The organism is Vibrio sp. Vf1514, from assembly GCF_052076135.1.
Taxonomy (GTDB): domain Bacteria; phylum Pseudomonadota; class Gammaproteobacteria; order Enterobacterales; family Vibrionaceae; genus Vibrio; species Vibrio furnissii.
In genome coordinates this window covers 1,688,829-1,714,422 of sequence record NZ_CP197267.1, presented here as the reverse complement: position 1 = coordinate 1,714,422, position 25,594 = coordinate 1,688,829, and the positions used below count along the sequence as shown (strand labels likewise).

The window sequence follows — 25,594 nt, the reverse complement described above, 5'->3', positions numbered from 1 at the left end:
TGCCATACTTGATGTATTGGCGAGTGATTTGGGCATTGTGATATGAAGCGTTGTTCATTTGTTGTTTTATTATTGATTTTCTTTAGTTTTCCTTCGGCTTCCTCACCTTACTTTGCCAATCTTGGCTGGGTCGACAGCCGCTCGTCGGTCACGCCTTTACTGCAATACCCGCAACAACTTGAACGCCTTTACCACGAAAATAATGACCAACTCATCTGGACGGATATGCTCACGATGCAGCATTTCGAGCAACAGCTGGATATGATTCGTCGCGCCAACATCAGCCCTTTGTTTGAACGCCAATACCACGCCTTGGTTCAGTATCGAGAAGCGGGCGAATGGTTTGAATATGACTTGCTCGCCACCGACACGTTATTGCTCTATCTCAGTTATGCCGAGCGAGCGCCGCAAGAGGGGATGACTTGGTTTTTTGAAGGCAATCTCAACCATCCGTTACCCTTGCCCAGTGAACAGGCGAGGCTGGCGCTGCATATCGCGGTGGGAATTCATGGCATCACGGATTTAATTGATGAGTATACACCGCAAGATGCGGCCTATCGTCAGTTGGTGAGCGCCTATCGCTATTTGAGTCAGATTGAGCCACAAATGCTGCCAGTGCACGTTCAGGCTCGCTTGAAGAGACCGGGCGATAAATTGGAAGATCGGCGCACGCTGATCCAGCGACTCTCTTTGGTCAACATTGATGTGGCTGGAATCAGTGACAATGTCACGTGGTATGACAACTCGCTGGTGGAACCGGTCAAACAGTTTCAAAAAATGCATGGCTTGAAGGTGGATGGCATCATCGGCCCTGATACGCTGAAGTGGCTCAATATGAAAGTTCCTGAGCGTTTGGCTCTCTTGGCGTTAAACGCGGAGCGGATGCGGCTTTGGAGCACTCAGGATGACACGGTGATTGTCGTTAATGTCCCAGGGTATAATCTCAAATATTGGTACTCGGGCAAGCCTGTGTTTGAATCCAAAGTCGTCGTTGGACGTGTCACACGCCCGACACCCGTTATGTCGACCAAGTTGGATTCTTTGATTCTGAACCCGACGTGGAATGTACCGCACAAAATCATGGTGGAAGATATTCTGCCGATGACCAAGCGTGATGCTTCCTACTTAAGCCGTCATCACATCGATATCATCGAGAGCTGGAAATCAGACCAAACGCTTGATCCCGCGTTGATTGATTGGCAAAACGTCAATCCGAAAACCTTTCCTTACCGCATGCGGCAACAGGCTGGCAATCAAAATGCATTGGGTCTGTATAAATTCAACACGCCGAATAAACGGGCGATTTATTTACACGATACACCCAGTAAACATCTGTTTAATCACCCAACACGCGCGTTCAGCTCCGGTTGTATTCGGGTGGAGCACGCTGATCAGTTTGCCACCACGTTGTTGGAGACGCAGGGTATCAAGCACAGTGAATTGATTCCCAACCCTGACGCAGCCAATCGCGCCATTCCGCTGAAGAAGCGCATTCCCGTGCACATCATTTATCAAACGGTATGGTACGAAGGGGGGGAAGTGCATTATCGGGACGACATTTATCGCTTGGACCGAATCAAATCCAACCGTGGGTGATGTAGTTCAAAATTTACTAAAATATTACACAAGGAAAATTCCTTTACTGGTCAAATAGTAAGCTATTTAGCCGGTAAAATGTGACCGAATTAGCACAAATTATGCATTTGATCTTCGCGGAGGAGTCCGGTAGTTTGCCGGATTGTTAAGATCGAATTCCGTAGTTAAAGGTGCTGTTTTGAGTCTGTCACGTCGAGATTTTCTAAAGTTTGCTGGTTCTGGTTTGGTGGTTGCGACTTGTGTCCCGGGGATTGCCCATGCCTCGTATCCCGATAAACCTCGTGTTTTAGCCATGAACAACCTCCATACCGGTGAAACATTAGAAACCTGTTATTTTAATGGTCAGCGTTATGTACGTTCTGAATTACAACGTTTGAATCATATCTGTCGTGACTTTCGTCAGAATGAAGTCCATCAAATGGATAAAAAGCTGTTTGATCAGATTTCGCGCATTCAGGCGGTGTTGGGCACCGAAGCTGAAGTGCAGATCATTTCCGGTTACCGTTCACCGGCCACGAACGAAATGCTACGCGGGAAGTCATCTGGCGTGGCAAAGAAGAGCTTTCACATGTTAGGGCAGGCCATCGATTTCCGTTTGGATGGTGTGTCGCTCAAACAAATTCATGAAGCGGCGTTGAGCTTAAAAGCGGGCGGCGTGGGTTACTATCCCAAGAGTCAGTTTGTTCACATCGATACTGGCCCCGTTCGCCAGTGGCGTGGTGCCTAGCTTGTCAAATCAGAATGAGAGTGTCATAGTTCGAGCAAATTCGTTGTTCGAACAAGGTTTAGCATGTCTTTAAAATATCAAATTGTTCCCGTAACGCCGTTTGCGCAAAACTGCTCGATCGTCTGGTGTGATGAAACCATGGACGGTATCGTGGTGGATCCGGGCGGTGACGTGAAACAACTGAAAATGATGATTGATGAGCTGGGTGTGAACGTGGTCAAACTGGTGCTCACACATGGTCACTTGGATCACGTCGGTGGCACAGAACCGCTGGCCGCGTTGCTTGGTGGCATTGATATCATTGGCCCCCATAAAGACGATAACTTCTGGTTGCAAGGTTTGGAAGGCCAGAGCCAGATGTTTGGGTTTCCGTTGACCGAGGCGTTTGAACCGACGGCGTGGCTAGACGAGGGCGATACCATCACGTTTGGTCATCAGACGCTGAATGTGTTGCACACACCAGGGCACACACCGGGTCACGTGGTACTGTTTAGCGACGAAGCGCGCTTAGCCTTTGTGGGTGACGTGCTGTTTAATGGTGCCATTGGTCGTACCGATTTCCCTCGGGGTGACTTCAATACCCTAGTTACGTCGATTAAAACCAAACTATGGCCGTTGGGGAACGATGTGACGTTCATTCCGGGTCACGGCCCAACGTCGACCTTTGGTCGAGAGCGTGCAAGCAATCCGTTTGTTGCGGATGAAATGCCGCTTTACTGATTCAGTTCCGGCTCGGCCGCGGCAAGATAGCGCCGAGCCAATCCAACAAACTCCTCAGGACTGCGGTCGAGATCGCTGGCCGAAATAAACACATCATAATCATAGTATTGGCGCTGATAACGCATTCGGTTGGCCAGCATGGCCATCAACCCTTTATACACTTTGCCTTGGTGGCGTTCGCAATAAGGCTCAGCGTCTAACACCATGTCTTCAAATGCGGATTCTTGATTTTTCTGCCGTGCGCCGAGATAAAGCAGCGCGCGTTGACTCAGCAGAATTTCGGTTGCGATGCGCGGACAAATGCCATCGAGATAAGGTTCGTATTGCTTTAGCTTGATCCCAATCCAAGGCAAGGGCTGATACCAGCCTTCCTGCTCATAACTGCAAATGCCGATGCGGCTGATATTATTCCATTTCACCACCCAACCGCCATGAAACAGATGTTGCTGAAAATGGGTCGGCGTGAGTGTGTAACCCACCCAGCTTTTGCGAATGAGCCAATACCCCAAACCGCATAACGTTGTCATCGCCAAGAGGGAAATCAGCGCTTGCGGCCAGCTTGGTGACAAAATGACCAGAAACAGCGTGGCGACGATCGCGACAAAACCCACGACTTTGGCGTAAGGGGAGTTCAGGTCGAAGTGATGATTTGATAAATGAACAGTTTGCATACAGCTCGCTACAATGGTCTGAAATTTCTCTGTATTTATACCCAGTGGTGCGGCAAGTGATCACTTTACCTCATGGTTAAATTGTAGTCATCCATAACAGAAAAGCGTGTTTTTGCCCTCGATCTTGACCAACACCCTACAAAAGGCACTCGAATTTTGTTATAAAACGCGCTTCAAATTTTCACCACTGCGCCTTGTGCAGTGAAATGGAGACATACTCGATGAGACTTGCTCATAAGCGTAACGTGCAGGCTAAACTGCAAAAACGCATTAAAGCGATTGTAGCGAATCTGGCTCAAGCGCCTAAAACAGCAAAGCCTGTAACTGCGAAGCCTGTTGTTGAAAAGAAAGCGGCCGTGAAACCTGTCGCAGAAAAAGTTGCAGCAGCGACAAAAGTAGACGTAGCGTTAACTCCAAAGCAGCAACAGGTACTGGATATCGTTGTTGCGAATGCAGAAGGCATCAATCCTAAGTCGATTGGTCTGGCTGCTGGTCAAGAAGATGCAAAAGCTGCTTCTTGGGCCACCGGCGCTCTGAAAAAACTGCTGGATGAAAATCTTGTGGTGAAAGAGCAACTGGCAGGCAACAAAGTTATCTACAAAGCGAACTAAGTGTCCTTGCCGATAACGACAGTTTGTACGCAAAAAGCCTCGGTTTAGCCGAGGCTTTTTGTTGGGCGCGATTCGTCGTTCATCACAGTTTTGATCACTTTCTGTATCAAGTACGTGGTGAAAAACAACTACGTATTTCTATCCTATTCAATTCAACCTTCTCTTCATTAAATCTTATTTAATCAACTAATTATCATTAGTTTTAGCGAACTAGCTACGTAGTTCTACCTACGACCTTGGTGGTATGCGCTGTTTTCGATGTTATCGGAATGCGTAATCACGCTCATTTCCTCTTGCGTTAAGTTCTTCCACAGTGACAACGAACCCATTGGCTCGCATGAGCTGAGGAACAATAACAAAAGGACGTGAATAATGAGTCTGATTCATCAATCTGTAAAACGTGTTGTCACCGGCCTCGCGGCGGTTGCGACATGCTTCGCTCTGTTTTCTGCCTCTGCAAGCGCTGCGGAGAAAGTCTACCGTTTGAAACTGGCGGAAACGTGGGGGCCAAACTTTCCCATTTTCGGCGACGCAACAAAAAACATGGCTGAAATGGCGGAAAAAATGTCAAACGGCCGCCTGCAAATCCGCATTGATTCTGCCAACAAACACAAAGCGCCGCTGGGCGTGTTTGACATGGTGAAATCGGGTCAGTACGACATGGGCCATTCGGCCTCTTATTACTGGAAAGGCAAAGTTCCAAACACACTTTACTTCACTTCGATGCCTTTCGGGATGACGCCGCCAGAACAGTACGCATGGTTCTACTACGGTGGTGGTATGGAACTGATGGAGAAAGTGTATGAGCCGCACAATATGCTGTCTTTCCCCGGCGGGAACACAGACGTGCAGATGGGCGGCTGGTTCCAAAAAGAGATCAACACCGTCGACGACCTGAAAGGGCTGAAGATGCGTATTCCGGGGTTTGCGGGAGAAGTGCTGGCTGAAGTGGGCGCTAAACCGACCAACATCGCACCAGGTGAACTGTATACCTCGCTGGAACGTCGCACCATTGATGCGCTGGAATGGGTTGGCCCGTCACTTGACCTGCGTATGGGCTTCCACAAAATCGCACCGTATTACTACACCGGTTGGCATGAGCCAGCGACCGAGCTGCAATTTTTGGTGAATAAGCGTACTTGGGAGCGTCTGCCAGCGGATCTACAAGAGATTCTGCGTGTGGCAATGCGCACGGCTGCATACGACATGTATACCCAGTCAGTTCATGAAAGTGGCAAGAACTGGGCATCGATCACCACTGAATATCCAAACGTGAAAGTGAAAACTTTCCCACCGGCAGTGATTGACGCGCTCCGTGCTGCAAATGATCGTCTGCTGGCAGAACATGCAGCGGCAGACCCACAAGCCAAAGAGATTCAGGAATCTCAAGCGAGCTACATGAAACAGGTTCGTGCGTGGACGGATATTTCAACGCGCGCTTATCTCAATAGCGAACAGTAAGACCGCTGGGAGCCAATCCCGCGCACAGATTAAAAACTATAACGACAAGCTCCGCGAACGCGTGCGTTACGCGGAGCACTTTTCCGTTTTCCAGGGAGTGAGGAATGAGAAGTCTCATTTATATCGAAAGGTTGATCAATCGCATCAGTGATTTCTGGGGTTGGGTCGCCAGTGTGCTGTTTATTTTGCTGGTGGCCAACGTGGTTTATGACGTCGTCATGCGTTATGTCTTCAACGATGTGTCGATTGCTTTTCAGGAGCTTGAATGGCACCTGTTTGCAGCGGTGTTTTTGTTGGGCATTCCATACACCATTAAAGCGGGCGGCCATGTGCGCGTCGACATCATTTATGAACGTCTGTCTTATAAAGCGCAAGCGATGGTCGATGTCGTCGGCACGTTGATTTTCCTCCTGCCGTTTTGTCTGCTCGTGATGTATTTCGGGATTGATTTCGCCAAAGAGAGTTTTGAACTGGGCGAGATGTCGGGCGATCCGGGCGGCTTGCCGCATCGCTGGCTGATCAAATCGGTGATTTCGTTGTCATTTTTCTTTATGGCGGTGAGTGGATTGGGGCTGTTGCTGCATTCCGTCAACAAAGTAGTGAATCCACGTCTGATGCATTCAGACCTCCATGATTCGAAGTAAAAGGATGACGCGATGATCGGTATTGTGATGTTTTTTGTGGCGTTGTTTGCGCTGCTATTAGGGTTTCCTGTCGCCTTTACGTTTGGCGGCATTGCGTTAATTTTTGGTGTGTGGGCGGAAGGGATCGAGATGTTTGCCTTCATGCCATATCGCATTCAATCCATTATGGAAAATACGGTCATGATGGCCGTGCCGCTGTTTGTGTTCATGGGCTTGGTGCTACAAAAGACCAAACTGGCGGAGCAACTACTCGAATCCATGGGACGTTTGTTTGGCGGCGTGCGTGGCGGTATTGCGATTTCGACCGTCTTAGTAGGCGCGCTCTTAGCGGCGTCGACAGGCGTGGTTGGTGCCTCGGTGGTGGCAATGGGGCTGATTTCGCTGCCGGTGATGCTTAAATACAACTACGACAAAGGGTTAGCATGCGGCACCATTTGTGCTTCAGGCACCTTAGGACAAATTATTCCGCCGTCCATCGTGTTGATTTTGTTGGGGGATGTACTCGGCGTGCCCGTGGGCGACTTATTCCAAGCCGCCCTGTGGCCGGGATTAGTCTTGGTTGGCGCGTACATTCTCTACATTCTGATTTATGCCAAACTCAACCCGATGGCGGCGCAGCCGATTGAACGCGATGACAGTATGAGCCGCTCTCAAGAAGTGGTGCAGGCTTTGAAAGCGGTGATTCCACCCTTGGCGCTGATCATCGTGGTGTTGGGTTCGATTTTTGCTGGTGTGGCGACGCCCACTGAATCGGCGGCGCTGGGCGGCGCAGGCGCGTTGCTGCTGGCAATCGCCTATCGTCAGTTCAGTTGGCGAATGGTGTACGATGCATCGAAAGAAACCGTGAAAGTCACGGCGATGGTGTTTGCGATTTTGCTGGGTGCGACGGCGTTTTCCATGGCGTTCACCTACACCGGGGGTGATTTGCTGGTGGAAGAGTGGATGCTCAGCATTCCGGGCGATAAATGGGGCTTTTTAATCGTCACCATGGTTGTGATTCTGATCTTGGGCTTCTTCATCGATTTCGTTGAAATCTGTTTCATCATTGTGCCCATCATTGCGCCAGTCGCCAGTTTGTTGGACATCGACATGACGTGGTTTGCGATTTTGGTGGCGATGAACTTACAAACGTCGTTCCTGACGCCGCCTTTTGGGTTTAGCTTGTTCTATCTCAAAGGGGTTGCGCCGAAATCGGTGACCACGATGGACGTGTATCGCGGCGTGATGCCATTCATCACCATTCAGATTCTGGTGCTGGCGTCACTCTTGGTATTCCCGGGTTTCTATGGAATGTGATCGAATTCGAGGTTGTTGACTTCGCGTTTCTTAGTCTGCTGACAACTTGCTACAGTAAAACAGCTTACTGATGTTCAGTAAGCTGTTTTTTATGGGGAAAGGAATGCCTCTTAAAGTCAAATTGATCCTGCTGACCTTGTTGCCGCTGCTGTTGGTGACGGCCAGTATCAGCTGGATATCCATCCATCAAGCCAAAAGCTTGGGGGAACGCGAAGTGGAAATCTTTCGCGCCAATCTGATCAAAGCTCGCGAAACGGCACTCAAAGACAGTGTGGATATGGCGTTGGATGCCATTGCACTCGTCTATAACGATCCCAACCTTTCCGATGATGAAGCGAAATCAAAAGTCAAAAAAGTCCTCACCAAGCTGCGTTACGGCTCTGACGGTTATTTCTTTGCCTATGATGCGAAAGGCATCAATTTGGTTCACCCCACACAACCTGAACTCATTGGCCGAGACTTGCTGAAACTGCAAGATCGCGAAGGTGATTATCTGATTGAAGCGTTACTGTTTCAGGCGCAATCCGGTGGTGGTTTCCATCAATATTTGTGGCAGAAACCCTCTTCTGGTGAAGTGGTGCCGAAACTCAGTTACGTGGAATGGTTAGACAAATGGGGCTGGATGGTTGGCACCGGCTTGTATATCGAAGATGTCAGTCAGGAAGTCGCGGCAATGCAGGCGACGATCAACAAAAACATCGACACGACCTTCTTTTCAGTGATGGTGATTCTGGCGGTGACCGTTGCGGTGATCATCGTCCTAACGCTGGCGATTAATCTGCATGAGCACCGCCTTGCGGATAAAAACCTCAAAGAATTAGCCCATAAAACGGTGATGTTTCAGGAAGATGAGAAGAAACATCTGGCGCGAGAGCTGCACGATGGCATCAATCAGTTGTTGGTGTCGAGTAAATGTCATTTGGAGCTGTTAGGTCATAAGCTGAAAGACGACACGCTCTCGGGGCACGTGGACAAAGCGCAGCAGTCGCTGATCACGGCGATCAACGAGGTGAGACGAATTTCCCACAATTTGCGCCCCAGTGCGCTGGATGACATTGGTTTACAAGCGGCAATCGTCACGCTACTGGAGGATTTTCAGTCGCACTCCGGCATTTTGGCCGACACCCATTTTGACACACTGCCAAGCACGCGGCTGCAGTCTGATGTGGCGACGACGCTGTATCGGGTCGTACAAGAGTCGCTGAACAATATTGAGAAACACGCGCATGCCAAGCAAGTCAGTGTGATGATTCAACAAATGGGCGGTCTGCTGCAATTGATGATTCGTGACGACGGTGTGGGCTTTTCAATCAAAGACGCACGCGTCAAACGCGGTATCGGGCTGCGCAATATGAGAGAGCGAGTCGAATTTTTAGGCGGTGAACTGGAGCTGATGAGCGAACCAGGATTTGGGACTGAAATCACCGTGCTGTTGAATCTGGATGGATTAGTGTATGGAAAAGCCAATTAGTGTGGTGATCGTCGACGATCACCGAGTGGTCCTGGAAGGGTTTATGGCCCGGTTGGAAATGGAGCCGGAAATCGAGGTCATTGCGACAGCCAGCAATGGCTTGGAAGCGATTGACGTGGTCAAGCAGCATCGTCCGGATGTCATTTTGATGGACGTCAGCATGCCCATTATGAATGGCATTGATGCGACGCGGTTGATCAAAGAAGAGGTACCCAATGCCAAAGTGTTGATGCTGACCATGCATGACAATCGGGAATACATCATGAAAGTCATGCAGGCGGGGGCGGTGGGGTACATGCTCAAGGAAATTTCAGCCGAAAACATGGTGCAGGCCATCAAAACGGTCAATTTAGGCTCGACCTATTTTTGCGAGTCCGTCACGCAAACGCTGTTTACGCAGGAGGTGATCCCCTCGGCGCAGAAACCAAACCCGCTCAGTCGCCGCGAAGAAGCCGTGCTGAAGCTGGTCGCACAAGGTCACAGCAGTAAGAAAATCGCTTCCTTGCTGAACATCAGTTATCGCACGGTGGAAACGCATCGCCAAAATATTAAACACAAGCTCGATATTCATTCGACTGCTGAGCTTGCACACTATGCGAGTCAGCGAGGCTTGTTGGAATAAGCCGCTGATTGTGAATGCGCTGGTCGTGAGCCGAAACGAAAAAAGGTTGGGATAGCCCAACCTTTTCTATGTCCGCAAGGGAATGGTGTTGCTGCGCCGTTTATTCAGGCTTGGTGATGCTGCCAATTTCCAGCATCGGTGCCACATCAATCTTCTCGGCATTCATCATGGCTGATAATCGCTGCACCGAAGAGAGGAGCAGTGACTGTTCCCAATCTTCCAACTGATGGAAACGTTCGACGAAATCTTCTTGCAGAGGCTGAGGTGCTTCAGCCAGCAACTTGCGGCCCGGCTCAGTCAGGTGTGCGTGCACTTTGCGTTTGTCAGTACTGCTACGAATACGTTGGACGTAGCCGTTGCGCTCAAGGCGATCAAGAATCGTTGTTGCAGTCGCCTGACTCATGTTCGTGTGCTTTGAGAGCTCACGGATCGTCACTTCCCCCAAATCCTGAATTGAACGCATCAGAATTAATTGAGGCCCGGTTAATCCGGCGCTTTTGCTAAGCTTCTTAGAGTGTAGGTCAATGGCTCGGATGATCTGGCGAATTGCGACCAGTACTTCTTCATGTTTTTCCACAATGGTCATCCACAACGTAGAGGAGAATTTAGGCGCGACGATACATCACTTGAAGACGGATGAAAAGTGTTGACTTCATACTTTTTTATCGACGATTTGACGCTATTTTGTGGCATGTTGGATGATGTGAAATGTTTTGTGTACGAATTAATTAGATACTATATTTGTTTAATATATAAACGTTCGTTAGTGTTTTTAATGAAAATTAGGACATAAATTCGCCTTTGAGTAGATCTTTACCACTTGATATGTAAAATGTAGGTCAACTTTGAGCGTGCTTGATAGTTATGAGTACGAAATATATTTACTGGTTTGAAACTGAATTTATTTCGTTGTCATGGCTATAGAGTTCAATCTGGAATCAATAAAAGAGAGGACAAATGACGAAAGGTATCGATAAGTACAGTATCGACAGTACCGATTACACCGTCGGGCAGGACAATGTCCAAAAGTGGGGGTTTGACGTTCACAACCCTGTATTCGGTATCAGTGCAGGTTTGATTATGCTGTTTTTGCTCGCCACTTTGGTGGTCGATGCAGACACGGCGAAAACTGCGCTGGATGGCATTAAGTGGAAAATCATTGGCTCGTTTGACTGGCTGTTTATCTGGTCCGGTAACATTTTTGTGATTTTCTGTTTGGCGCTGGTGGTGTCACCCTACGGTAAGATTCGCTTAGGTGGCCAAGACGCAGTGGCCGATCACTCATTCATTTCATGGCTGTCGATGTTGTTTGCTGCCGGTATGGGTATCGGCTTGATGTTTTGGAGTGTGGCAGAACCGGTCGCTTACTTTACCGGTTGGTATGAAACGCCATTGGGCGTGGAAGCCAATTCGCCAGAAGCGGCAAAATTAGCGCTGGGCGCGACCATGTTCCACTGGGGGCTTCACCCTTGGGCCATTTACGGCGTCGTGGCTTTGTCGTTGGCATTTTTCTGCTACAACAAAGGCTTGCCACTATCGATTCGTTCGATTTTCTATCCAATCCTAGGTGATCGCGCATGGGGTTGGGCGGGGCACATTGTGGATATTTTAGCCGTGCTGGCGACCTTGTTTGGCCTTGCGACATCGTTGGGCTTAGGGGCTCAGCAAGCGGCGAGTGGTATTCATCACGTCTTTGGTATTGATGCGGGCATTGGCCTTCAAGTGATCGTTATCATCGGCGTTACACTGTTGGCGACGTTTTCGGTTATTCGCGGCATTGATGGCGGGGTCAAAGTGATCTCTAACATCAACATGGTGGTGGCATTCTTACTGCTGATTCTGGTGGCGTTGATTGGTTATGCAGTCACGTTCGCTTCAATTCCAACCACACTGATGGCTTACATTGAAAATATCATTCCATTGAGTAACCCACATGGTCGTACCGACGAAGCGTGGTTCCAAGGTTGGACGGTATTCTACTGGGCTTGGTGGATTTCATGGTCGCCATTTGTGGGCATGTTCATTGCGCGTGTTTCGAAAGGCCGTACAGTGCGTGAATTCATTACCGCAGTGCTACTGGTCCCCACCGCTGTGACACTGATCTGGATGTCAGTCTTTGGTGGCTTGGCTGTGGATCAAGTAGTGAATCAAGTGGGTGAGCTGGGCACGAAAGGCCTAACGGATGTTTCGCTGGCGATGTTCCAAATGTTTGATGTGCTGCCTTACGGCACCATTTTGTCTGTGATTGCCGTGGTACTGGTTCTGGTGTTCTTTATTACCTCATCAGACTCGGGTTCATTGGTGATCGACAGCATTACCGCAGGGGGTAAGTTGGATGCGCCTGTTCTACAACGTATCTTCTGGGCATTGATGGAAGGTGCGATTGCGATTGCGCTCTTGTGGATCGGGGGAACAGAAGCGGTTCAAGCGCTGCAAGCTGGCGCCATTTCAACCGCGTTACCGTTTACCATCGTACTGCTGCTGATGTGTGTCAGCCTCATCTTGGGAATGCGAACCGAGCGGTTTGAACGTTAATCATCGAATGAATCAAAAGTCGGCTTAGGCCGGCTTTTTTTTGGTTTATAAATTGACGTCTGTCAGCCTTTTGACGGGTTAAATATCTGTGAAAGCAAACACTTAATCGATTGTGAACGGATTTTTACTTAATGCGTGCAACGACAACAAAATGTAGCTAATATCTGACACGAATTGTTCCGAATTCTTACAAGAAATTGCGATGAAACTGACATTAAAACAAAAACTCATCGGCGCAAGTCTGTCTGCAGTGGTCGTAATGGCTGGTGCATTGACGTGGTTGTCTGCCGATCAATTGAAAGAACAAACCAGTCGTGGTGTCCTAGACCGCGCTGTGGCCATCTCTGAAACAGCGTCCAAAGGGATTTCTGACTGGATTAGCATCCGTAAAGAAATTTCCTCTGCGTTCAATGATTACACGAACCAATCCGATGTTGTTCCGTTCCTCCAACAAGCACGTAAAGCGGGCGGCTTTGACGACATCTTCTTTGGTACGCCAAAGGGTGAGATGTATCGTTCACACCCTGAACGTAATCGCGCGGACTACGATCCTCGCACGCGTCCTTGGTATAAAGATGCCAACAGCGCGGGCAAACAAATCATCACCACGGCTTACAAAGATGCCATCACCAATGCGTTGTTGGTGACTATTGCTGAACCAGTTCGTCAAAACGGCCAGTTTGCGGGCGTTGTGGGTGCAGACGTCTTGATCGACCAGTTGATCAACGACGTGTTGAGTATCGATGCGGGTGATAACGCGTACGCGATGCTGATTGACACGCAAGACGGCACGTTCCTGGCGCATCCCAACAAGGATTTGCTGCTGAAACCCGTGAACAGTTTTTCTAAATCGCTGACCATGGGCACGATTGAAAACGCCGCGGCTGCGCATCAACTGATCACGCTGACGCGTAAAGGCAATGACGAGTTTTTCTACTTCACGAAAGTACCGAACACCCCTTGGGTATTTGCAGTGCAGATGGACAAAGACACTGAGTTTGCATCGCACATGCAATTGTTGACCGGTCTGTTGGTGACAGCGGTCATCATCACCATCATTGTGGTGCTGATTGTTTCTTGGTTGGTGAGCTTCCTGTTCCGCGACTTGGGCCGCGTGTCGAAAGCACTGGCTGAGATTGCATCGGGCGAGGGTGATTTGACGCAACGTCTTGAACCACGTAGCGATGACGAAGTGGGCCAACTGGCGACCAACTTCAACACCTTTGTTGGTAACATGCACGCCATGGTGATGAAGTTGAGCCACGTCTCTCAATCACTATCGTCTCAGTCGCAAATGACCGCGGCGCACGCAGAAGAGCGTAGCGCACGGATTCGCATGCAGCAGGACGAAATCAACATGGTGGCGACCGCCATCAATGAAATGGCTGCGGCGACGCAAGAGATTGCAAACAACTCAGAGAACACCGCGCAGAATTCTTCTGAAGCGGTCAGCGCCTGTGTTCATGGCGCGAAGCAGGTTTCTCAAACTCAAAACTCGATTCACTCCTTGGCGCAAGAAGTTCAAGTTGCAACGGGTGTGATTCAAGAGCTTGAAGTGCACGGCAATCAAATCAGCACCATCTTATCGACCATTCAGGATATCGCAGAGCAGACCAACTTGTTGGCACTGAACGCGGCGATCGAAGCGGCGCGTGCGGGCGATCAAGGTCGTGGCTTTGCGGTGGTTGCAGATGAAGTTCGCGTGCTGAGCCAACGAACGCATGCCTCAACCAAAGAGATTCAAACCATGATTGAGACGCTGCAAGGCACAACGTCTAAAGCTGTCGGGATCATGAATGATAGCCGCATGCTAGCGGATACCAGTGTGGATGATTCAAACTCTGCAGCGGCAAGCCTGACGCAGATTCACAATGCCGTTGAAAACATCAGTGATATGGCGACTCAGATTGCATCGGCGGCTGAAGAACAAGCATCGGTCACTTCTGAGATCACGCGTAACACTGAAGGCATCCGTGATGTGTCAAACGATCTGGCTCAAGAAGCGCACGAAGCGGCTTCTCAAGCGGCTGAATTGTCTCAGCTGTCGTTTGAACTTGAACAAGAAATTCGTCGCTTCAAGCTGTAAGGTTGAAACGCGAATAAAGAAAAAGGAGCCATTTGGCTCCTTTTTGTGTATTTGCACTTTGTCTATCTGCACTTTGTCTATCGCATTGGGGGGATGCGAACGGATGCGTTGTCGCGTTTAGAGCCAAAAGTTGCGAATGAGCTGGTCAGGGGAATAGTGATGCGCGATTTGAGCCTGCAACAGTTCTGCGGTGGCAATGGCATCGGTCAACGCGTGGTGCGGCGTATAAGCGGGCAGCCCGTAGCGCATGCGTGATTGTCCCAGCCGTACTGATTCCGGTTTCTTGCCGCGCAGTCGGTTCCACAGCCCCGCCGTTAGGCGCTTTTGAATTAACGTCTCGATTTCCATCGTATCAATCACCGGAAATTCAATCCCTTCGCCGATACGGCGCTTGAGCGCTCGGTCAAGAAACTCACGTTCGATGCGGTGGTAATGCACCACCAATACACGCCCCGCCAAGTGTTCCAACACTTCTTCAAAAATGTCGCTCAGATCGGGAGCATCCATAATGTCATTGTGTGTAATCCCATGAATGACGATGGAATGTTCATCTAGCTTTTGACGTGGGCGCACGGTCCAGTGTTTGGCGCGATTGAGGTAAATGCGCTCCAAAGTGAAAGGCACCAAGCCAATCGTGATGATTTCGTCTTTGTCGACACTCAGGCCGGTTGTTTCAAAATCCATCGCCACGAATTCCACCTCGCTCAGTGGCGTGTTACCATCGGGGAGGGTGGCTGCATAAAACCGTTGCAGACACGGGTGACTGACCACATTCTGCTTGGCCCGGTATTTGTACGGCCAGTCGATGCTGGGCGCTTGAAAAAGTCTTTTCATGGTCGCTGCCTATTTGAAACTGTTGCTTGCCTGATAGCGGTACTTCAGGAAGTTTTGCGCGTTACTGAGGATCTGAAACGCATCTTTCAAATTTCGACGTTCAAATTCCGACAAGTTTTCGGGTTCGATGTTGTTGTCTGGGTCAATGCCGTTTTCCACATCGATGGCTTGGTGACGAATACGCACCATGGAGATGAACTCCAAGGCATCCCGCAGATCTTGTCCACGACCTTTGGGCAGTATTCCTGCGTCAATAATGTCATCCAGTCGTTCAAACGAGTTTTTCGCGCGCGAACCGACGGCGAGTGAATGTACACGAATCAAGTCAGCGAGTGGCGCGGTCCCACGACGTTTGAGGTTGATAGAGTTGTTGTGGCGGCCATCTTTTTCCATCACGAAGTCTTTGAAAAAGCCCAGCGGCGGCGTACGATTGAGTGCGTTTCGAGCCAGACACGCCAAGAATCGATTGTTGCGACGGGCGCGGCGGACGATGAATCCGTTGAGTTGCTCTGCCCATTTCAAGCGGCCATAGACGCCATCTAAATCAAAGAAGATGGAGGCGTTGAGCAGCGCCTTTGGATTAGGGTCATCAATCCAATCTGCAAAGCATGCTTCCCACTCTTGGCGGGTCATTCGCCACATTGGGTTGGTGGCCATGATGTCGCCGGTGCAGTAGCTATACCCGCATTGATCAAGGCCATCGCAAACGAACTTAGCTAACTCTGCGAAATAGTCGCCGTGTTCGCTTTCATCGTAGCTGTCATCGAGAATAATGGCGTTGTCTTGGTCGGTCACGATCAATTGCTCATCGCGCCCCATTGAGCCTAGCGCAAGGAAGCAGTAAGGAATCGGCGCGGCGCCTAAATGCTCCTCGGCGAGTTCAATAATGCGTTGCTTGAAGCTTCGACCAATCACCGACATTGCGGTGCCAACCATGTGGGAGTTCGCGTCTTCGTTGACCATGCGCACGAAGCTGTCTTTCACCTGCTTTGAAATTTGCGCCAAGTCAGCGATGGTGTTTTGTTGGAAAATGCTGCTCACCAGTAGCAGAGAGTTTTGCGATTCGTAACGTACGATATCGGTCAAATCGATGATCCCAATCGGGGTCTGTTCTTTTAGCACGGGTAGGTGGTGAACGTTATAACGCAACATGGTGAGCATGGCTTCGTACACGTACGCATTGTGATCGAGCGAGATCACTTCCGTGGTCATCACGGTGGTCACCGGCTCATTGTGGTCGATGCCGGTTGCAATGACGCGGCGGCATAGGTCACGATCAGTCAAAATGCCCATCAGCGGGCGACTGTCATCTTCTTCGTCTTGCAAAATTTCCGGGTCGATGACCAAGACGGACGAGACGTTTTCTTCCGCCATTTTCACCGCCACTTCTTGGATCGTTGCTGTGTTATGCACATAGGGCGCATCGCCGGTAATCAAGCGTTTGACCTTCACCGTGGTAAGGTCGTTTTGCTCAGCGGTATTGGACACGGTTTGACGCAGGCGAGCGTTGTCTTGCACTTCAACATAATCGGCAAAGGCATCGTGCTCTTCATACAGCGATTGGAACATCGCTTCGGGAATGCAGTACACCAAGGTATCTTCAATGGCCGTCACTGGAAAGCGGACTTTGTTGTTGGTCAGCAGTCCCATTTGTCCAAACAACCCACCTTCGGTCAGGCGGTTATACAGCTCACCTTTGCGTCGGTAGACTTCCACCACACCGCTGCGCACCATGAACAAGTCTTCGATGTGATCACCAAAGCGAATGATGGGGGTGTCTTGACGGTAATAGGCAATTTCGACGCTGTGGGCGATCGCTTCCAGCGTCTCCTCGGGGAGATCGCTAAAAGGCGGGTATTGGCTGAGGAAGTTTTTTATTTCTAAAAGTTCGGCTTCCATCTTGGGCTCCTGTCGTTACGTCGTGCATGTTTCTCAAACAGACACAGCTTGGCGGTGTTGGAAAGCATTAATTCTACACGAAATTTTGTCTTCCCGCAGAATTGCTCAAGATATCGCAGTCGCATAGCACGGTTTGGACTAAGATTGATCGAAGACGTTCGACACAAGGAGCCTGTGATGAGAAAACGTTGGGGAATCATGATGCTATTCGCTGTTGCATCGACCGTGTCTGCCCATCGCCTTAATGAACAATTGCCATTGCAATACGATTATCTGGATGCACACCTCAGTTCTGGGAGTGTCACGGGCTTATATGCGAAGGGTGAAAGCGACAACGTGACGAGTGTGGGGCTTGGCGTCAGCTATAAATGGCAAGAGTCCAATGGGTTGCTGGTTGGTGATTATAGCGCTCGGTTTTATCACCCGGATGACGACACCATTGAACGCTATCAATTGCGTTTTGGGGGCGGTTATCGCTGGTCATTGGCGAAGCAACTGGACTTGGTGACGCATGTGAAAGTTGGCGGGGTACGCATTCGAGTCGAACAGGGTGACAACGAAACTGATTTTGTGTACAGCGCGGATATCGGTTTACGTTATGCCGTCACGCCTAAGTTTGAGATGAGCTTGACGGGGGAAGCCATTCGCAATCAGTGGCAAGATGAAAACATCGCGACGTTGCGCGCAGATTACGCTCTGTTTCGCCGTGTGGCCTTGGGCGGGTTCATTGCCTACCGCGATGGGAAAGGGCATTACATCAATGAAATGGCGCTGACACTGCGCTTCAATTACTAAGCCACGCTGTAACACGCCGTAGAACCGATGATACAAAAACAAAAAGCCGGCATTTGCCGGCTTTTACAGATGACCATCGCGGTGCTTATAAGACGGCTTTGATGCCTTCACACAGCGGTGCCATATTTGACTTCGTCATGCCTGCAACGCTGATACGGCCAGAGCCGACGATGTAAATCGCAAATTCATCTTTCAGGCGAGCCACTTGCTCTTTGCTCAGGCCAGAGAAAGAGAACATGCCGTTTTGACGCTCGATGAAGCTAAAGTCTGCGGTGACACCGATGTCTTTTAGTGTGGTTACGAACAGCTCACGCATCTCTTGAATGCGCTCACGCATTTCAGTGACTTCTGCTTCCCATTCTGCGCGCAGTGCTGCGTTGTTCAGAATGTGAGTGACCACTGCAGCACCGTGTGCAGGTGGGTTTGAGTAGATTGAACGGATGATTGCTTTCACTTGAGAGAATGCAGTCGTCGCCACGCCTTCAGATTCTGCAACGATGGTGAATGCACCAACGCGCTCGTTGTACAGACCGAAGTTTTTCGAGAATGAGCTCGCAACGAGAATTTCTTTGTTGTATTTCGCAAATGTACGCAGGCCAGCCGCGTCTTCTTCCACACCTTTTGCGAAGCCTTGGTACGCAAAGTCAAACATCGGCAGCAAGCCTTTGTCTGCCACCAACTTCGCCAGAACTTCCCACTCTTCTGCGGTTGGATCGATACCGGTTGGGTTATGGCAGCATCCGTGCAGGAGAACCACATCGCCTGCTGAGGCGTTTTCTAGATCTGCAACCATGGCTGCGAAGTCTTTGTCTTTCGCTGCTGCATTGTAGTAAGCGTATTGTACGGTTTCTAGACCCGCTGCGTTGAACACACCGTGGTGGTTTGCCCATGTCGGGTTACTGATCCACACCTTAACATCGCCGATTTGGCGTTTGATGAACTCGCCCGCAACACGCAGTGCACCGGTACCACCAGGCGCTTGAGCTGTTTTTGCCAGCTTTTGGGTCACGATGTCAGAGTCGGCACCAAAGAGCAGTTTTTGAACCGCTAGGCCGTATTCTGCAGTCCCTTCAATTGTGAGGTAAGATTTGGTCTTTTCTGACTCAAGCAGTGCTGCTTCTGCTTTTTTCACTGTCGCAAGAACTGGTGTTTCACCGGCTTCATTCTTGTAAATACCAACGCCTAGGTTGATTTTTTCTGCACGAGGATCTTTTTTAAACTCTTCAGTGAGGCCAAGAATGGGGTCAGCCGGGGCCGCGACAACTTTTTCAAACATAATGCTCATCCATGTTAGTTAAGGAGGGTGGGAAATTTCATCGAAATTTATCGTATTTATACCTTTCTGAAATACCTGTGACAACTGCGCGTAACAGAAAAATTCAAAAAATTTTCATTTGGCGTTGAAGGTCAGAAAAAGCGATCGTTTTCGATGAAAAATCTGCGATAAAAAGCAGGGATTTTTAAATTTTATTGATGTGATGATGAAAAAGTGCGCAGCGTGCAAATGACGGAAATGCTCAGAAATACAGGTGTTGTGTCGAAAGATGCGTAAAGAAATTGTTATGCAATCGTTATCGTTGGCGTTGGGCGGCCACTGTGCGTGATTTTTACACATTCATGGGCCAGAAACGGGCGCACTTTAGTGGGTATAAGTGCCGCCCTGATTAAATTGTGCACTATCGCTTGAGATTGAATTCAGATTCGTGTGCTTGCGTTTCAATGTCGCCATGTTTGGTGAACTGATCCGCTGCCCATTGATTGATGTGTTTGAGAATCGCAGCAACCGCGTGCTGTTTGGTCGCGGTTTGTCCGGGTTTGATGTCGAGTGGGGTTGGCGCTTTTTGTCCGGTGGTGTCTTCAGCAATGTGCAGCCAGTCGGGATGCCAATAGTAAGGTTGGCCGCTTGGGGCATTCCATTGATGAATCCCGTTTGTTTCGCCGCGATAATCCAATTTGTTTTCATCGATCGTTTTCATGGTCGCTTCTCTTCAGTGGCATGTACTCAGTCGTCTGAGCGCATCAAGGCGATGCGCTTTGCAATCGGAGTCATAATGTAGCAAAACGACACATGATATATGTGACTTAAATCACATTAAGGCTGGGGGCTTTCATCGCAACGCGGTGGCTCATTCCGGAGTGACCATGACGGATGGTCATTCAGGTGTTGAATGTGCGGGCGATTCGTTCGGTTTGGGGCGCGATGTGGAGCAGGTATTGAGATGGCATCAACTGTATCGCTTTTATCGTTGGGATCTGTTCTAGGCAGTTGAGAAGCGGCTGTGCTTCAATGGGTTAGGGCAGTTGCTAGCTTAGGAGCAAAGATGAAAAACAGATCGATTCGACCCGAAGTGAAGTTGATTGGCGTGGCAATTCTCAGTGCGCTGATCCTGATTTTCGCACACCTGATTTTAGCCAAGTCGTTTGCGGGATTGTTTTGGACCGAATACACCGCCGCGGCGATCCCATTTGTGATGTTGGCGATTTGCGTACTGAGCGTGCGCTACGCGGCCAAAATGGACATCGACTCATAGCCAAACCAAGCCAAACGCAGATACAAAAAAGCCTCCGCATGCGGAGGCTTTTCTTAATTTGAGCCGACTTCGATCTCGGTTAGAACAAACTTAGATCTTGGTTAGAACCAAATTAGAAGTTTGCGCTACGTGGTGTACGTGGGAATGGAATCACGTCACGGACGTTGCCCATACCAGTCACGTAAGACACCAAACGCTCAAAGCCGAGACCAAAGCCTGCGTGCGGTACGGTGCCGTAACGACGCAGGTCGCGGTACCAGCTCATGTGCTCAGGATCGATGCCCATTTCAATCATACGTGCATCCAAAACGTCTAGACGCTCTTCACGTTGAGAGCCACCGATGATTTCACCGATGCCAGGGGCAAGTACGTCCATCGCTGCAACGGTTTTGCCGTCGTCGTTCAGACGCATGTAAAACGCTTTGATGTCTTTCGGGTAGTTCTTCACGATAACCGGCGCTTTGAAGTGCTCTTCAGCAAGGAAACGCTCGTGCTCAGAAGACATATCGATGCCCCATTCAACTGGGAATTCGAACTCACGACCAGAATCAAGCAGGATTTGGATCGCGTCGGTGTAGTCCACTTGTGCAAAATCGGAAGCAACGAATTGCTCCAGACGAGTGATCGCTTCTTTATCGATGCGTTGAGCGAAGAACTCAAGGTCATCACGACGCTCTTCCAGAACAGCTTTGAAGACGTACTTCAACATGTCTTCTGCCAGTTTCGCCACGTCGTCTAGTTCAGCAAATGCCACTTCAGGCTCAACCATCCAGAATTCCGCAAGGTGGCGACTAGTGTTTGAGTTTTCAGCACGGAACGTCGGACCGAAGGTGTAGACTTTGCTCAGTGCACACGCGTAAGTTTCTGCGTTGAGCTGACCCGATACAGTCAGGAACGTTTCTTTACCAAAGAAGTCTTCGTTGTAGTCTACTTTGCCTGCGTCTGTGCGAGGGAGGTTTTCCATGTCTAGCGTTGATACGCGGAACATTTCGCCTGCACCTTCAGCGTCAGAAGCGGTGATCAGTGGCGCAGAGACCCAGAAGTAGCCTTGCTCGTGGTAGAAACGGTGAATCGCTTGTGACAGGCAGTTACGCACACGGGCCACAGCGCCGATCACATTGGTACGTGGACGCAGGTGCGCCACTTCACGAAGGTATTCGATTGAGTGACGGGTTTTCGCCATTGGGTAAGTGTCTGCATCTTCGACCCAGCCAACCACTTTCACGTCGGTGGCTGCCAATTCGAATGCTTGACCGCTCGCAGGAGATTCAACCACTTTACCTGTTACTTCGACAGAGCAGCCGGTTGTCAGCTTTAATACTTCGTCGTTGTAATTATTCAGATTATTAGGGACCACGGCCTGAATCGGGTCGAAACAAGAGCCGTCATAGATGGCAAGGAATGAAATTCCAGCTTTGGAATCGCGACGCGAACGGATCCAGCCACGGACAGTGACTTCACTGTCTACTGCCAGCTTACCGCTAAGTACGTCTTTTACAGGCGCGTAAGTCATGTTTGATATAGTCTCCATTGAGGTAAAAACTCCACCCACGGTTCTAAAATGTGCTTAATGTTTAAAAAATAAGCGAAACATTGGGTTGGATTGAATTCTACAGATTCAACGGGACATATTACCTGTCAATTCGCTGGCATCAACCATTAATGTGCTCTGAACGCTCATTTCTTATGCGAAAGCGTAAATTGATTGAGCAAAGATTCCAGGCGTTGCGACAACTGTTCGAGATCCAAGCTGATTTCACGTGTTTGTGTGGCCGATTGTGAGGTGTCATCGGCATGACGGGTGATGACTTCGATCTTGCCCTGCACATCTTGGCTGACGCGCGTGGTGAGGCGCGTTTGCTCTTGAATACTGTGCGCGTGGGCCAGCACTTGTTGCATTTCCGACACCGCGTTGGTCATGGCTGAAGACAACTCTTCCACCTCGCCCGAACGTTGATGGGCTTGCGCGCACACCGTGTCGACCGACGAAAGCGATTGTTCACTGTCTTGCTGGAATTGAGCGATGATTTTTTCGATGTTGCCGGTGGCTTCGGCTGTGCGCGAGGCGAGGTTGCGTACCTCATCTGCCACGACAGCGAATCCGCGTCCTTGTTCGCCCGCGCGGGCTGCTTCAATGGCGGCATTCAGCGCCAGCAGATTGGTCTGTTCAGCAATACCTTTGATCACTTCCAAAATGGACGATACTTCACCCGTTTGATCATTGAGCTGGGAAATTTTATCTTTCACCGATTCGATGTCGCCGACCAAATGCTTGATGTCTTGACTGGCCACATGTGCTTGTTGTGCACTTTGTTGCGCGACCGATGTGGTGTGATTGATGAGCGAAGATGCATCGACGGTGGCTCGTTCGACATCACTCTGTTTGGCTTGCATCTCTTCGATGTTGATCTGAACTTCGGCGGTTTCACGTTGCTGGTTATTGGCCGCTTGGTCAGTGACCTGCGCCACACCCGTGAGTCGGTTTGCCGAACTGGCGAGCGAATGAGACGTTTTCTGGACTTGTTCCAAGCTGTGAGACACCGTATCCATGAGCGAGTTGATGGCGGTGGCGAGTTGTCCCAATTCATCCTTCTTGCTGTGCTCAAGGCGTTGTGACAAGTTTTTGCTCTCGCTGACGCGGCTCATGAAGCTGGATGTACGCTGTAGCGGGCGGACGATGATGCGGCGAATCAGCATCATGGTGACCAAAAAGCCCACCAATGCGATGACGGCCATGATGCCGACACCAATGAGTGTGCGGTGGCTGATGAGTTTGTTGAGGTGGTTGAGATTGTATTCCAGACGAATCACACCGAGGACTTCACCTTCTGGCGCCATGTGGCAGGCGACACAGTTGGTGCCGCGATAGCTTTCGCTCGATTTCATCGGCAGGGCAACCACAATGCCTTTGCCCCAGTCGGCCTCATAGGGCTCAAGGATGAATTCGCCGCCTAGCGCGCGGCGATCGATGTCGTCGACTGGTTTTTGGTTTTCCTGTCCGGGGCCATACAACTTGCTGACAGCGTCAGCACGCAACACACGCACTTGTTCAATGCCATCTTGCGCTAACGCCTTTTGGCGCAATGTTTCTTTTTGCGCCATGGTGCCGGTGAGCATCATCATATTGAGGCTGTCAAAATAGTTGCTCGCTTTATCGTGCAACTGTTCACTGAGGACGGAGTTGATCAGATCGCGCTGTTGCCAATATTGGTAGGCGGTTGAGCCAGCCAACACCATGGCGAAAACGGAAATTAGGGTCAACAAAAGCTTAGTTGTAATGGTTGAGCTCATGATTCGCTTATAGTTTTTAATGTAGGGTTGACGATGTGAATATAGCGTTAAAGTAAAGTAGTGCAAAAATGAAACTTAAGTTACTGTGACCACAAACAAAATATGGTTTTTAGAAATGTGACGCAGCAACATTGCGCTCAAAAATTTGACATCGGTGCCATATTTACGACGCTGATAAGAGCGCGATGCGTACTCGAAAGTGTGGAATTACTGATGGAGTGACTTGTCTCACAGAGCGAGATTCCGTAGTATTGCGTCTCTTTTGAAAGCCCGAGAACCAAGATGAAAACCGAGATTTACAAAGAGTTCATGTTTGAAGCAGCTCACCATTTACCACACGTGCCGGAAGGCCATAAATGTGGTCGCTTGCACGGACACTCTTTTTTGGTTCGCCTGTATGTTGCAGGTGACGTGGATCCTCATACGGGTTGGTTGGTCGACTTTGCTGAAATCAAGGCTGCGTTTAAGCCGATTTATGATCGTCTCGACCATTACTACCTGAATGACATTGACGGTTTGGAAAACCCAACCAGCGAAGTGCTGGCGAAATGGATTTGGCAACAGCTCAAGCCAAGCTTGCCGTTGCTGAGCAAAGTCGAAATTAAAGAAACCTGCACCGCAGGTTGTATCTACAGCGGCGACGCCTAAGCCCTGAGCAAATTGCGACGAAGCCAGTCTTTTAACGACTGGCTTTTTTTGTGTCTGCATTTCTTACCCTACTGGCATCAAGTGACTATCACGTGGCATTCAGTGACGGCAAAAGCGGGCTTCACGAATGAGGTGATGCCCTTAAAAGCAGGCATACGGGGAAAGAGTATACTCACATCCATGGCACAAGGTCTGAGAATTTTTTTCATCAATCCCATCGATTAATTCCGTTATACACATAGGGGCTTTCGGCGCAGCATAAGCCCTGTCAAAACAACAACGACAACAAAAACAGATGTATTACGATTTAAGTGGAGATTTATGATGAACAACTCAGGCTACTTGGTTTTAAAAGATGGCACATCGCTTTACTACAAAGATTGGGGTGAAGGTCAACCGATTGTGTTTAGTCATGGTTGGCCGTTGAGCTCGGATGCATTTGAAGATCAAATGCTGTTTCTTGCACAACAGGGTTACCGCGTGATTGCGCATGACCGTCGTGGCCACGGCCGCTCGTCACAACCTTGGGAAGGTCACAATCTCGACCAATATGCAGATGATCTCGCTGAATTGATGGCGCATCTGGACATTAAAAATGCCATCCATGTGGGTCACTCCACTGGCGGCGGCGAAGTGGCGCGATACATTGGACGCCATGGCACTGCGCGTGTGGCTAAAGCGGTCTTAATTGGTGCGATTACCCCCATCATGCTGAAAACCGAATTCAATCCAAATGGCGTGCCACTTGAAGTGTTTGATGGCATTCGCCGCGGTGTCGAAGAGGATCGCTCGCAGTTCTTCAGCGACCTGTCTGAAGCGTTTTTCGGTTACAATCGCCCGGGTTCTAAACCGTCTCAAGGGGTGAGAGATAGCTTCTGGCGTCAGGGCATGCAAGGGTCAATCAAAGCCTTGTATGACTGTGTGAAAGCATTTTCTGAAACGGATTTGCGTGAAGATTTGAAAGCGATGACCATTCCTACTTTGGTGATTCATGGCGACGACGACCAAATCGTCCCGTTTGAAACTTGTGGTCAAGCGGCCGCGGCGCAGCTGCCTCATGCAGAGTTGAAAGTTTACCAAGGTGGCTCACACGGCATTTGTACTACCCATAAACACCAAATCAATCAAGACCTGTTGCGTTTCATCCAACAATAAG

At 49.7% G+C, this 25,594-nt stretch carries 23 protein-coding genes; 15 read left to right on the top strand and 8 right to left on the bottom strand.

What is annotated here, in order from left to right; genetic code table 11:
* The first annotated feature begins 42 nt into the window (after positions 1–42).
* The 3 genes from ACS18Q_RS07950 to ACS18Q_RS07940 all read left to right on the top strand — a co-directional run bounded on the left by ACS18Q_RS07950 (position 43) and on the right by ACS18Q_RS07940 (position 3,043).
* Entirely contained in the window at positions 43–1,596 is a 1,554-nt protein-coding gene (locus ACS18Q_RS07950; RefSeq protein WP_441256887.1) for a L,D-transpeptidase family protein, read from the top strand.
* A gap of 178 nt (positions 1,597–1,774) precedes the next feature.
* Entirely contained in the window at positions 1,775–2,323 is a 549-nt protein-coding gene (locus ACS18Q_RS07945) for a DUF882 domain-containing protein (RefSeq protein ID WP_014204992.1), read from the top strand.
* A gap of 63 nt (positions 2,324–2,386) precedes the next feature.
* Positions 2,387–3,043, top strand: a complete 657-nt coding sequence (locus tag ACS18Q_RS07940) for an MBL fold metallo-hydrolase (RefSeq protein ID WP_394624532.1) — start codon at positions 2,387–2,389, stop codon at positions 3,041–3,043.
* On the opposite strand, the gene ACS18Q_RS07935 is transcribed toward ACS18Q_RS07940, so the two are convergent.
* On the bottom strand, positions 3,037–3,714 hold the full coding sequence (locus ACS18Q_RS07935) for a DUF2982 domain-containing protein (RefSeq protein ID WP_172562263.1): 678 nt from the start codon (positions 3,712–3,714) through the stop codon (positions 3,037–3,039). The genes ACS18Q_RS07940 and ACS18Q_RS07935 overlap by 7 nt on opposite strands.
* 221 nt (positions 3,715–3,935) lie before the next feature.
* Between ACS18Q_RS07935 and ACS18Q_RS07930 the strand changes: the two genes are divergently transcribed.
* The 6 genes from ACS18Q_RS07930 (at position 3,936) to ACS18Q_RS07905 (ending at position 9,819) form a co-directional block, all read left to right on the top strand.
* Positions 3,936–4,325, top strand: a complete 390-nt coding sequence (locus ACS18Q_RS07930) for a hypothetical protein (protein ID WP_004725680.1) — start codon at positions 3,936–3,938, stop codon at positions 4,323–4,325.
* A gap of 372 nt (positions 4,326–4,697) precedes the next feature.
* Positions 4,698–5,786 carry a TRAP transporter substrate-binding protein gene (locus tag ACS18Q_RS07925; RefSeq protein WP_014204994.1) on the top strand — a complete coding sequence of 363 codons (1,089 nt, stop codon included), beginning with the start codon at positions 4,698–4,700 and terminating at the stop codon, positions 5,784–5,786.
* Positions 5,787–5,890: 104 nt separating this feature from the next.
* Positions 5,891–6,430, top strand: a complete 540-nt coding sequence (locus ACS18Q_RS07920; protein WP_038151068.1) for a TRAP transporter small permease subunit — start codon at positions 5,891–5,893, stop codon at positions 6,428–6,430.
* 12 nt (positions 6,431–6,442) lie between these two features.
* Complete coding sequence (locus ACS18Q_RS07915; protein ID WP_014204996.1) at positions 6,443–7,726, top strand: TRAP transporter large permease; 1,284 nt, start codon at positions 6,443–6,445, stop codon at positions 7,724–7,726.
* A 103-nt stretch (positions 7,727–7,829) separates the two neighbouring features.
* Positions 7,830–9,197: a cache domain-containing protein gene (locus ACS18Q_RS07910; protein WP_004725687.1), complete on the top strand. Its 1,368-nt coding sequence runs from the start codon at positions 7,830–7,832 to the stop codon at positions 9,195–9,197.
* Positions 9,181–9,819 (top strand): response regulator, encoded by a 639-nt coding sequence (locus ACS18Q_RS07905; RefSeq protein ID WP_014204997.1) that lies wholly within the window; start codon positions 9,181–9,183, stop codon positions 9,817–9,819. Before ACS18Q_RS07910 ends, ACS18Q_RS07905 begins: the two co-directional genes overlap by 17 nt.
* Before the next feature lie 100 nt (positions 9,820–9,919).
* Here the strand turns inward: ACS18Q_RS07905 and ACS18Q_RS07900 are convergent, their stop codons facing one another.
* Positions 9,920–10,396 carry a MarR family winged helix-turn-helix transcriptional regulator gene (locus ACS18Q_RS07900; protein ID WP_014204998.1) on the bottom strand — a complete coding sequence of 159 codons (477 nt, stop codon included), beginning with the start codon at positions 10,394–10,396 and terminating at the stop codon, positions 9,920–9,922.
* A 380-nt stretch (positions 10,397–10,776) separates the two neighbouring features.
* Between ACS18Q_RS07900 and ACS18Q_RS07895 the strand changes: the two genes are divergently transcribed.
* Complete coding sequence (locus ACS18Q_RS07895) at positions 10,777–12,354, top strand: BCCT family transporter (protein ID WP_004725692.1); 1,578 nt, start codon at positions 10,777–10,779, stop codon at positions 12,352–12,354.
* Positions 12,355–12,556: 202 nt separating this feature from the next.
* Positions 12,557–14,440, top strand: a complete 1,884-nt coding sequence (locus tag ACS18Q_RS07890) for a methyl-accepting chemotaxis protein (protein ID WP_004725693.1) — start codon at positions 12,557–12,559, stop codon at positions 14,438–14,440.
* A gap of 117 nt (positions 14,441–14,557) precedes the next feature.
* Here the strand turns inward: ACS18Q_RS07890 and ACS18Q_RS07885 are convergent, their stop codons facing one another.
* Together ACS18Q_RS07885 and ACS18Q_RS07880 are read right to left on the bottom strand one after the other, a co-directional pair.
* Positions 14,558–15,274, bottom strand: a complete 717-nt coding sequence (locus ACS18Q_RS07885) for a 3'-5' exonuclease (RefSeq protein ID WP_014204999.1) — start codon at positions 15,272–15,274, stop codon at positions 14,558–14,560.
* A gap of 9 nt (positions 15,275–15,283) precedes the next feature.
* Positions 15,284–17,173 carry a DUF294 nucleotidyltransferase-like domain-containing protein gene (locus tag ACS18Q_RS07880; protein WP_441256886.1) on the bottom strand — a complete coding sequence of 630 codons (1,890 nt, stop codon included), beginning with the start codon at positions 17,171–17,173 and terminating at the stop codon, positions 15,284–15,286.
* A 177-nt stretch (positions 17,174–17,350) separates the two neighbouring features.
* On the opposite strand from ACS18Q_RS07880, the gene ACS18Q_RS07875 reads away from it, so the two are divergent.
* Entirely contained in the window at positions 17,351–17,968 is a 618-nt protein-coding gene (locus ACS18Q_RS07875; protein WP_412497955.1) for an Ail and OmpX, read from the top strand.
* 85 nt (positions 17,969–18,053) lie between these two features.
* Here the strand turns inward: ACS18Q_RS07875 and ACS18Q_RS07870 are convergent, their stop codons facing one another.
* Positions 18,054–19,244: an amino acid aminotransferase gene (locus ACS18Q_RS07870; RefSeq protein WP_014205002.1), complete on the bottom strand. Its 1,191-nt coding sequence runs from the start codon at positions 19,242–19,244 to the stop codon at positions 18,054–18,056.
* Positions 19,245–19,644: 400 nt separating this feature from the next.
* Complete coding sequence (locus ACS18Q_RS07865) at positions 19,645–19,944, bottom strand: hypothetical protein (protein ID WP_232657843.1); 300 nt, start codon at positions 19,942–19,944, stop codon at positions 19,645–19,647.
* Between the two features lie 345 nt (positions 19,945–20,289).
* Between ACS18Q_RS07865 and ACS18Q_RS07860 the strand changes: the two genes are divergently transcribed.
* Positions 20,290–20,499, top strand: coding sequence for a hypothetical protein (locus tag ACS18Q_RS07860; protein ID WP_004725704.1), 210 nt, complete (start codon positions 20,290–20,292; stop codon positions 20,497–20,499).
* A 112-nt stretch (positions 20,500–20,611) separates the two neighbouring features.
* On the opposite strand, the gene asnS is transcribed toward ACS18Q_RS07860, so the two are convergent.
* Both asnS and ACS18Q_RS07850 read right to left on the bottom strand, forming a co-directional pair.
* The gene (gene asnS / locus ACS18Q_RS07855; RefSeq protein ID WP_014205004.1) at positions 20,612–22,012 is read right to left on the bottom strand and encodes an asparagine--tRNA ligase; all 1,401 of its coding nucleotides are present in this window, start codon (positions 22,010–22,012) and stop codon (positions 20,612–20,614) included.
* A gap of 164 nt (positions 22,013–22,176) precedes the next feature.
* The gene (locus ACS18Q_RS07850; protein ID WP_441256885.1) at positions 22,177–23,790 is read right to left on the bottom strand and encodes a methyl-accepting chemotaxis protein; all 1,614 of its coding nucleotides are present in this window, start codon (positions 23,788–23,790) and stop codon (positions 22,177–22,179) included.
* A 282-nt stretch (positions 23,791–24,072) separates the two neighbouring features.
* On the opposite strand from ACS18Q_RS07850, the gene queD reads away from it, so the two are divergent.
* On the top strand, positions 24,073–24,438 hold the full coding sequence (queD, locus tag ACS18Q_RS07845) for a 6-carboxytetrahydropterin synthase QueD (protein ID WP_004725710.1): 366 nt from the start codon (positions 24,073–24,075) through the stop codon (positions 24,436–24,438).
* Between the two features lie 321 nt (positions 24,439–24,759).
* Positions 24,760–25,593, top strand: coding sequence for an alpha/beta fold hydrolase (locus ACS18Q_RS07840; protein ID WP_197278183.1), 834 nt, complete (start codon positions 24,760–24,762; stop codon positions 25,591–25,593).
* The last annotated feature ends 1 nt before the right edge of the window (position 25,594 follow it).

Coding starts and splice junctions, on each gene's coding strand:
- ACS18Q_RS07925 (WP_014204994.1), top strand. CDS start 4,698: ATGAGTCTGATTCATCAATCTGTAAAACGTGTTGTCACCGGCCTCGCG.
- ACS18Q_RS07905 (WP_014204997.1), top strand. CDS start 9,181: ATGGAAAAGCCAATTAGTGTGGTGATCGTCGACGATCACCGAGTGGTC.
- ACS18Q_RS07935 (WP_172562263.1), bottom strand. CDS start 3,714: ATGCAAACTGTTCATTTATCAAATCATCACTTCGACCTGAACTCCCCT.
- ACS18Q_RS07840 (WP_197278183.1), top strand. CDS start 24,760: ATGATGAACAACTCAGGCTACTTGGTTTTAAAAGATGGCACATCGCTT.
- ACS18Q_RS07880 (WP_441256886.1), bottom strand. CDS start 17,173: ATGGAAGCCGAACTTTTAGAAATAAAAAACTTCCTCAGCCAATACCCG.
- ACS18Q_RS07865 (WP_232657843.1), bottom strand. CDS start 19,944: ATGAAAACGATCGATGAAAACAAATTGGATTATCGCGGCGAAACAAAC.
- ACS18Q_RS07915 (WP_014204996.1), top strand. CDS start 6,443: ATGATCGGTATTGTGATGTTTTTTGTGGCGTTGTTTGCGCTGCTATTA.
- ACS18Q_RS07920 (WP_038151068.1), top strand. CDS start 5,891: ATGAGAAGTCTCATTTATATCGAAAGGTTGATCAATCGCATCAGTGAT.
- asnS (WP_014205004.1), bottom strand. CDS start 22,012: ATGACTTACGCGCCTGTAAAAGACGTACTTAGCGGTAAGCTGGCAGTA.
- ACS18Q_RS07850 (WP_441256885.1), bottom strand. CDS start 23,790: ATGAGCTCAACCATTACAACTAAGCTTTTGTTGACCCTAATTTCCGTT.
- ACS18Q_RS07885 (WP_014204999.1), bottom strand. CDS start 15,274: ATGAAAAGACTTTTTCAAGCGCCCAGCATCGACTGGCCGTACAAATAC.
- ACS18Q_RS07940 (WP_394624532.1), top strand. CDS start 2,387: ATGTCTTTAAAATATCAAATTGTTCCCGTAACGCCGTTTGCGCAAAAC.
- ACS18Q_RS07930 (WP_004725680.1), top strand. CDS start 3,936: ATGAGACTTGCTCATAAGCGTAACGTGCAGGCTAAACTGCAAAAACGC.
- ACS18Q_RS07875 (WP_412497955.1), top strand. CDS start 17,351: ATGAGAAAACGTTGGGGAATCATGATGCTATTCGCTGTTGCATCGACC.
- ACS18Q_RS07910 (WP_004725687.1), top strand. CDS start 7,830: ATGCCTCTTAAAGTCAAATTGATCCTGCTGACCTTGTTGCCGCTGCTG.
- ACS18Q_RS07890 (WP_004725693.1), top strand. CDS start 12,557: ATGAAACTGACATTAAAACAAAAACTCATCGGCGCAAGTCTGTCTGCA.
- ACS18Q_RS07895 (WP_004725692.1), top strand. CDS start 10,777: ATGACGAAAGGTATCGATAAGTACAGTATCGACAGTACCGATTACACC.
- ACS18Q_RS07860 (WP_004725704.1), top strand. CDS start 20,290: ATGAAAAACAGATCGATTCGACCCGAAGTGAAGTTGATTGGCGTGGCA.
- ACS18Q_RS07950 (WP_441256887.1), top strand. CDS start 43: ATGAAGCGTTGTTCATTTGTTGTTTTATTATTGATTTTCTTTAGTTTT.
- ACS18Q_RS07870 (WP_014205002.1), bottom strand. CDS start 19,244: ATGTTTGAAAAAGTTGTCGCGGCCCCGGCTGACCCCATTCTTGGCCTC.
- queD (WP_004725710.1), top strand. CDS start 24,073: ATGAAAACCGAGATTTACAAAGAGTTCATGTTTGAAGCAGCTCACCAT.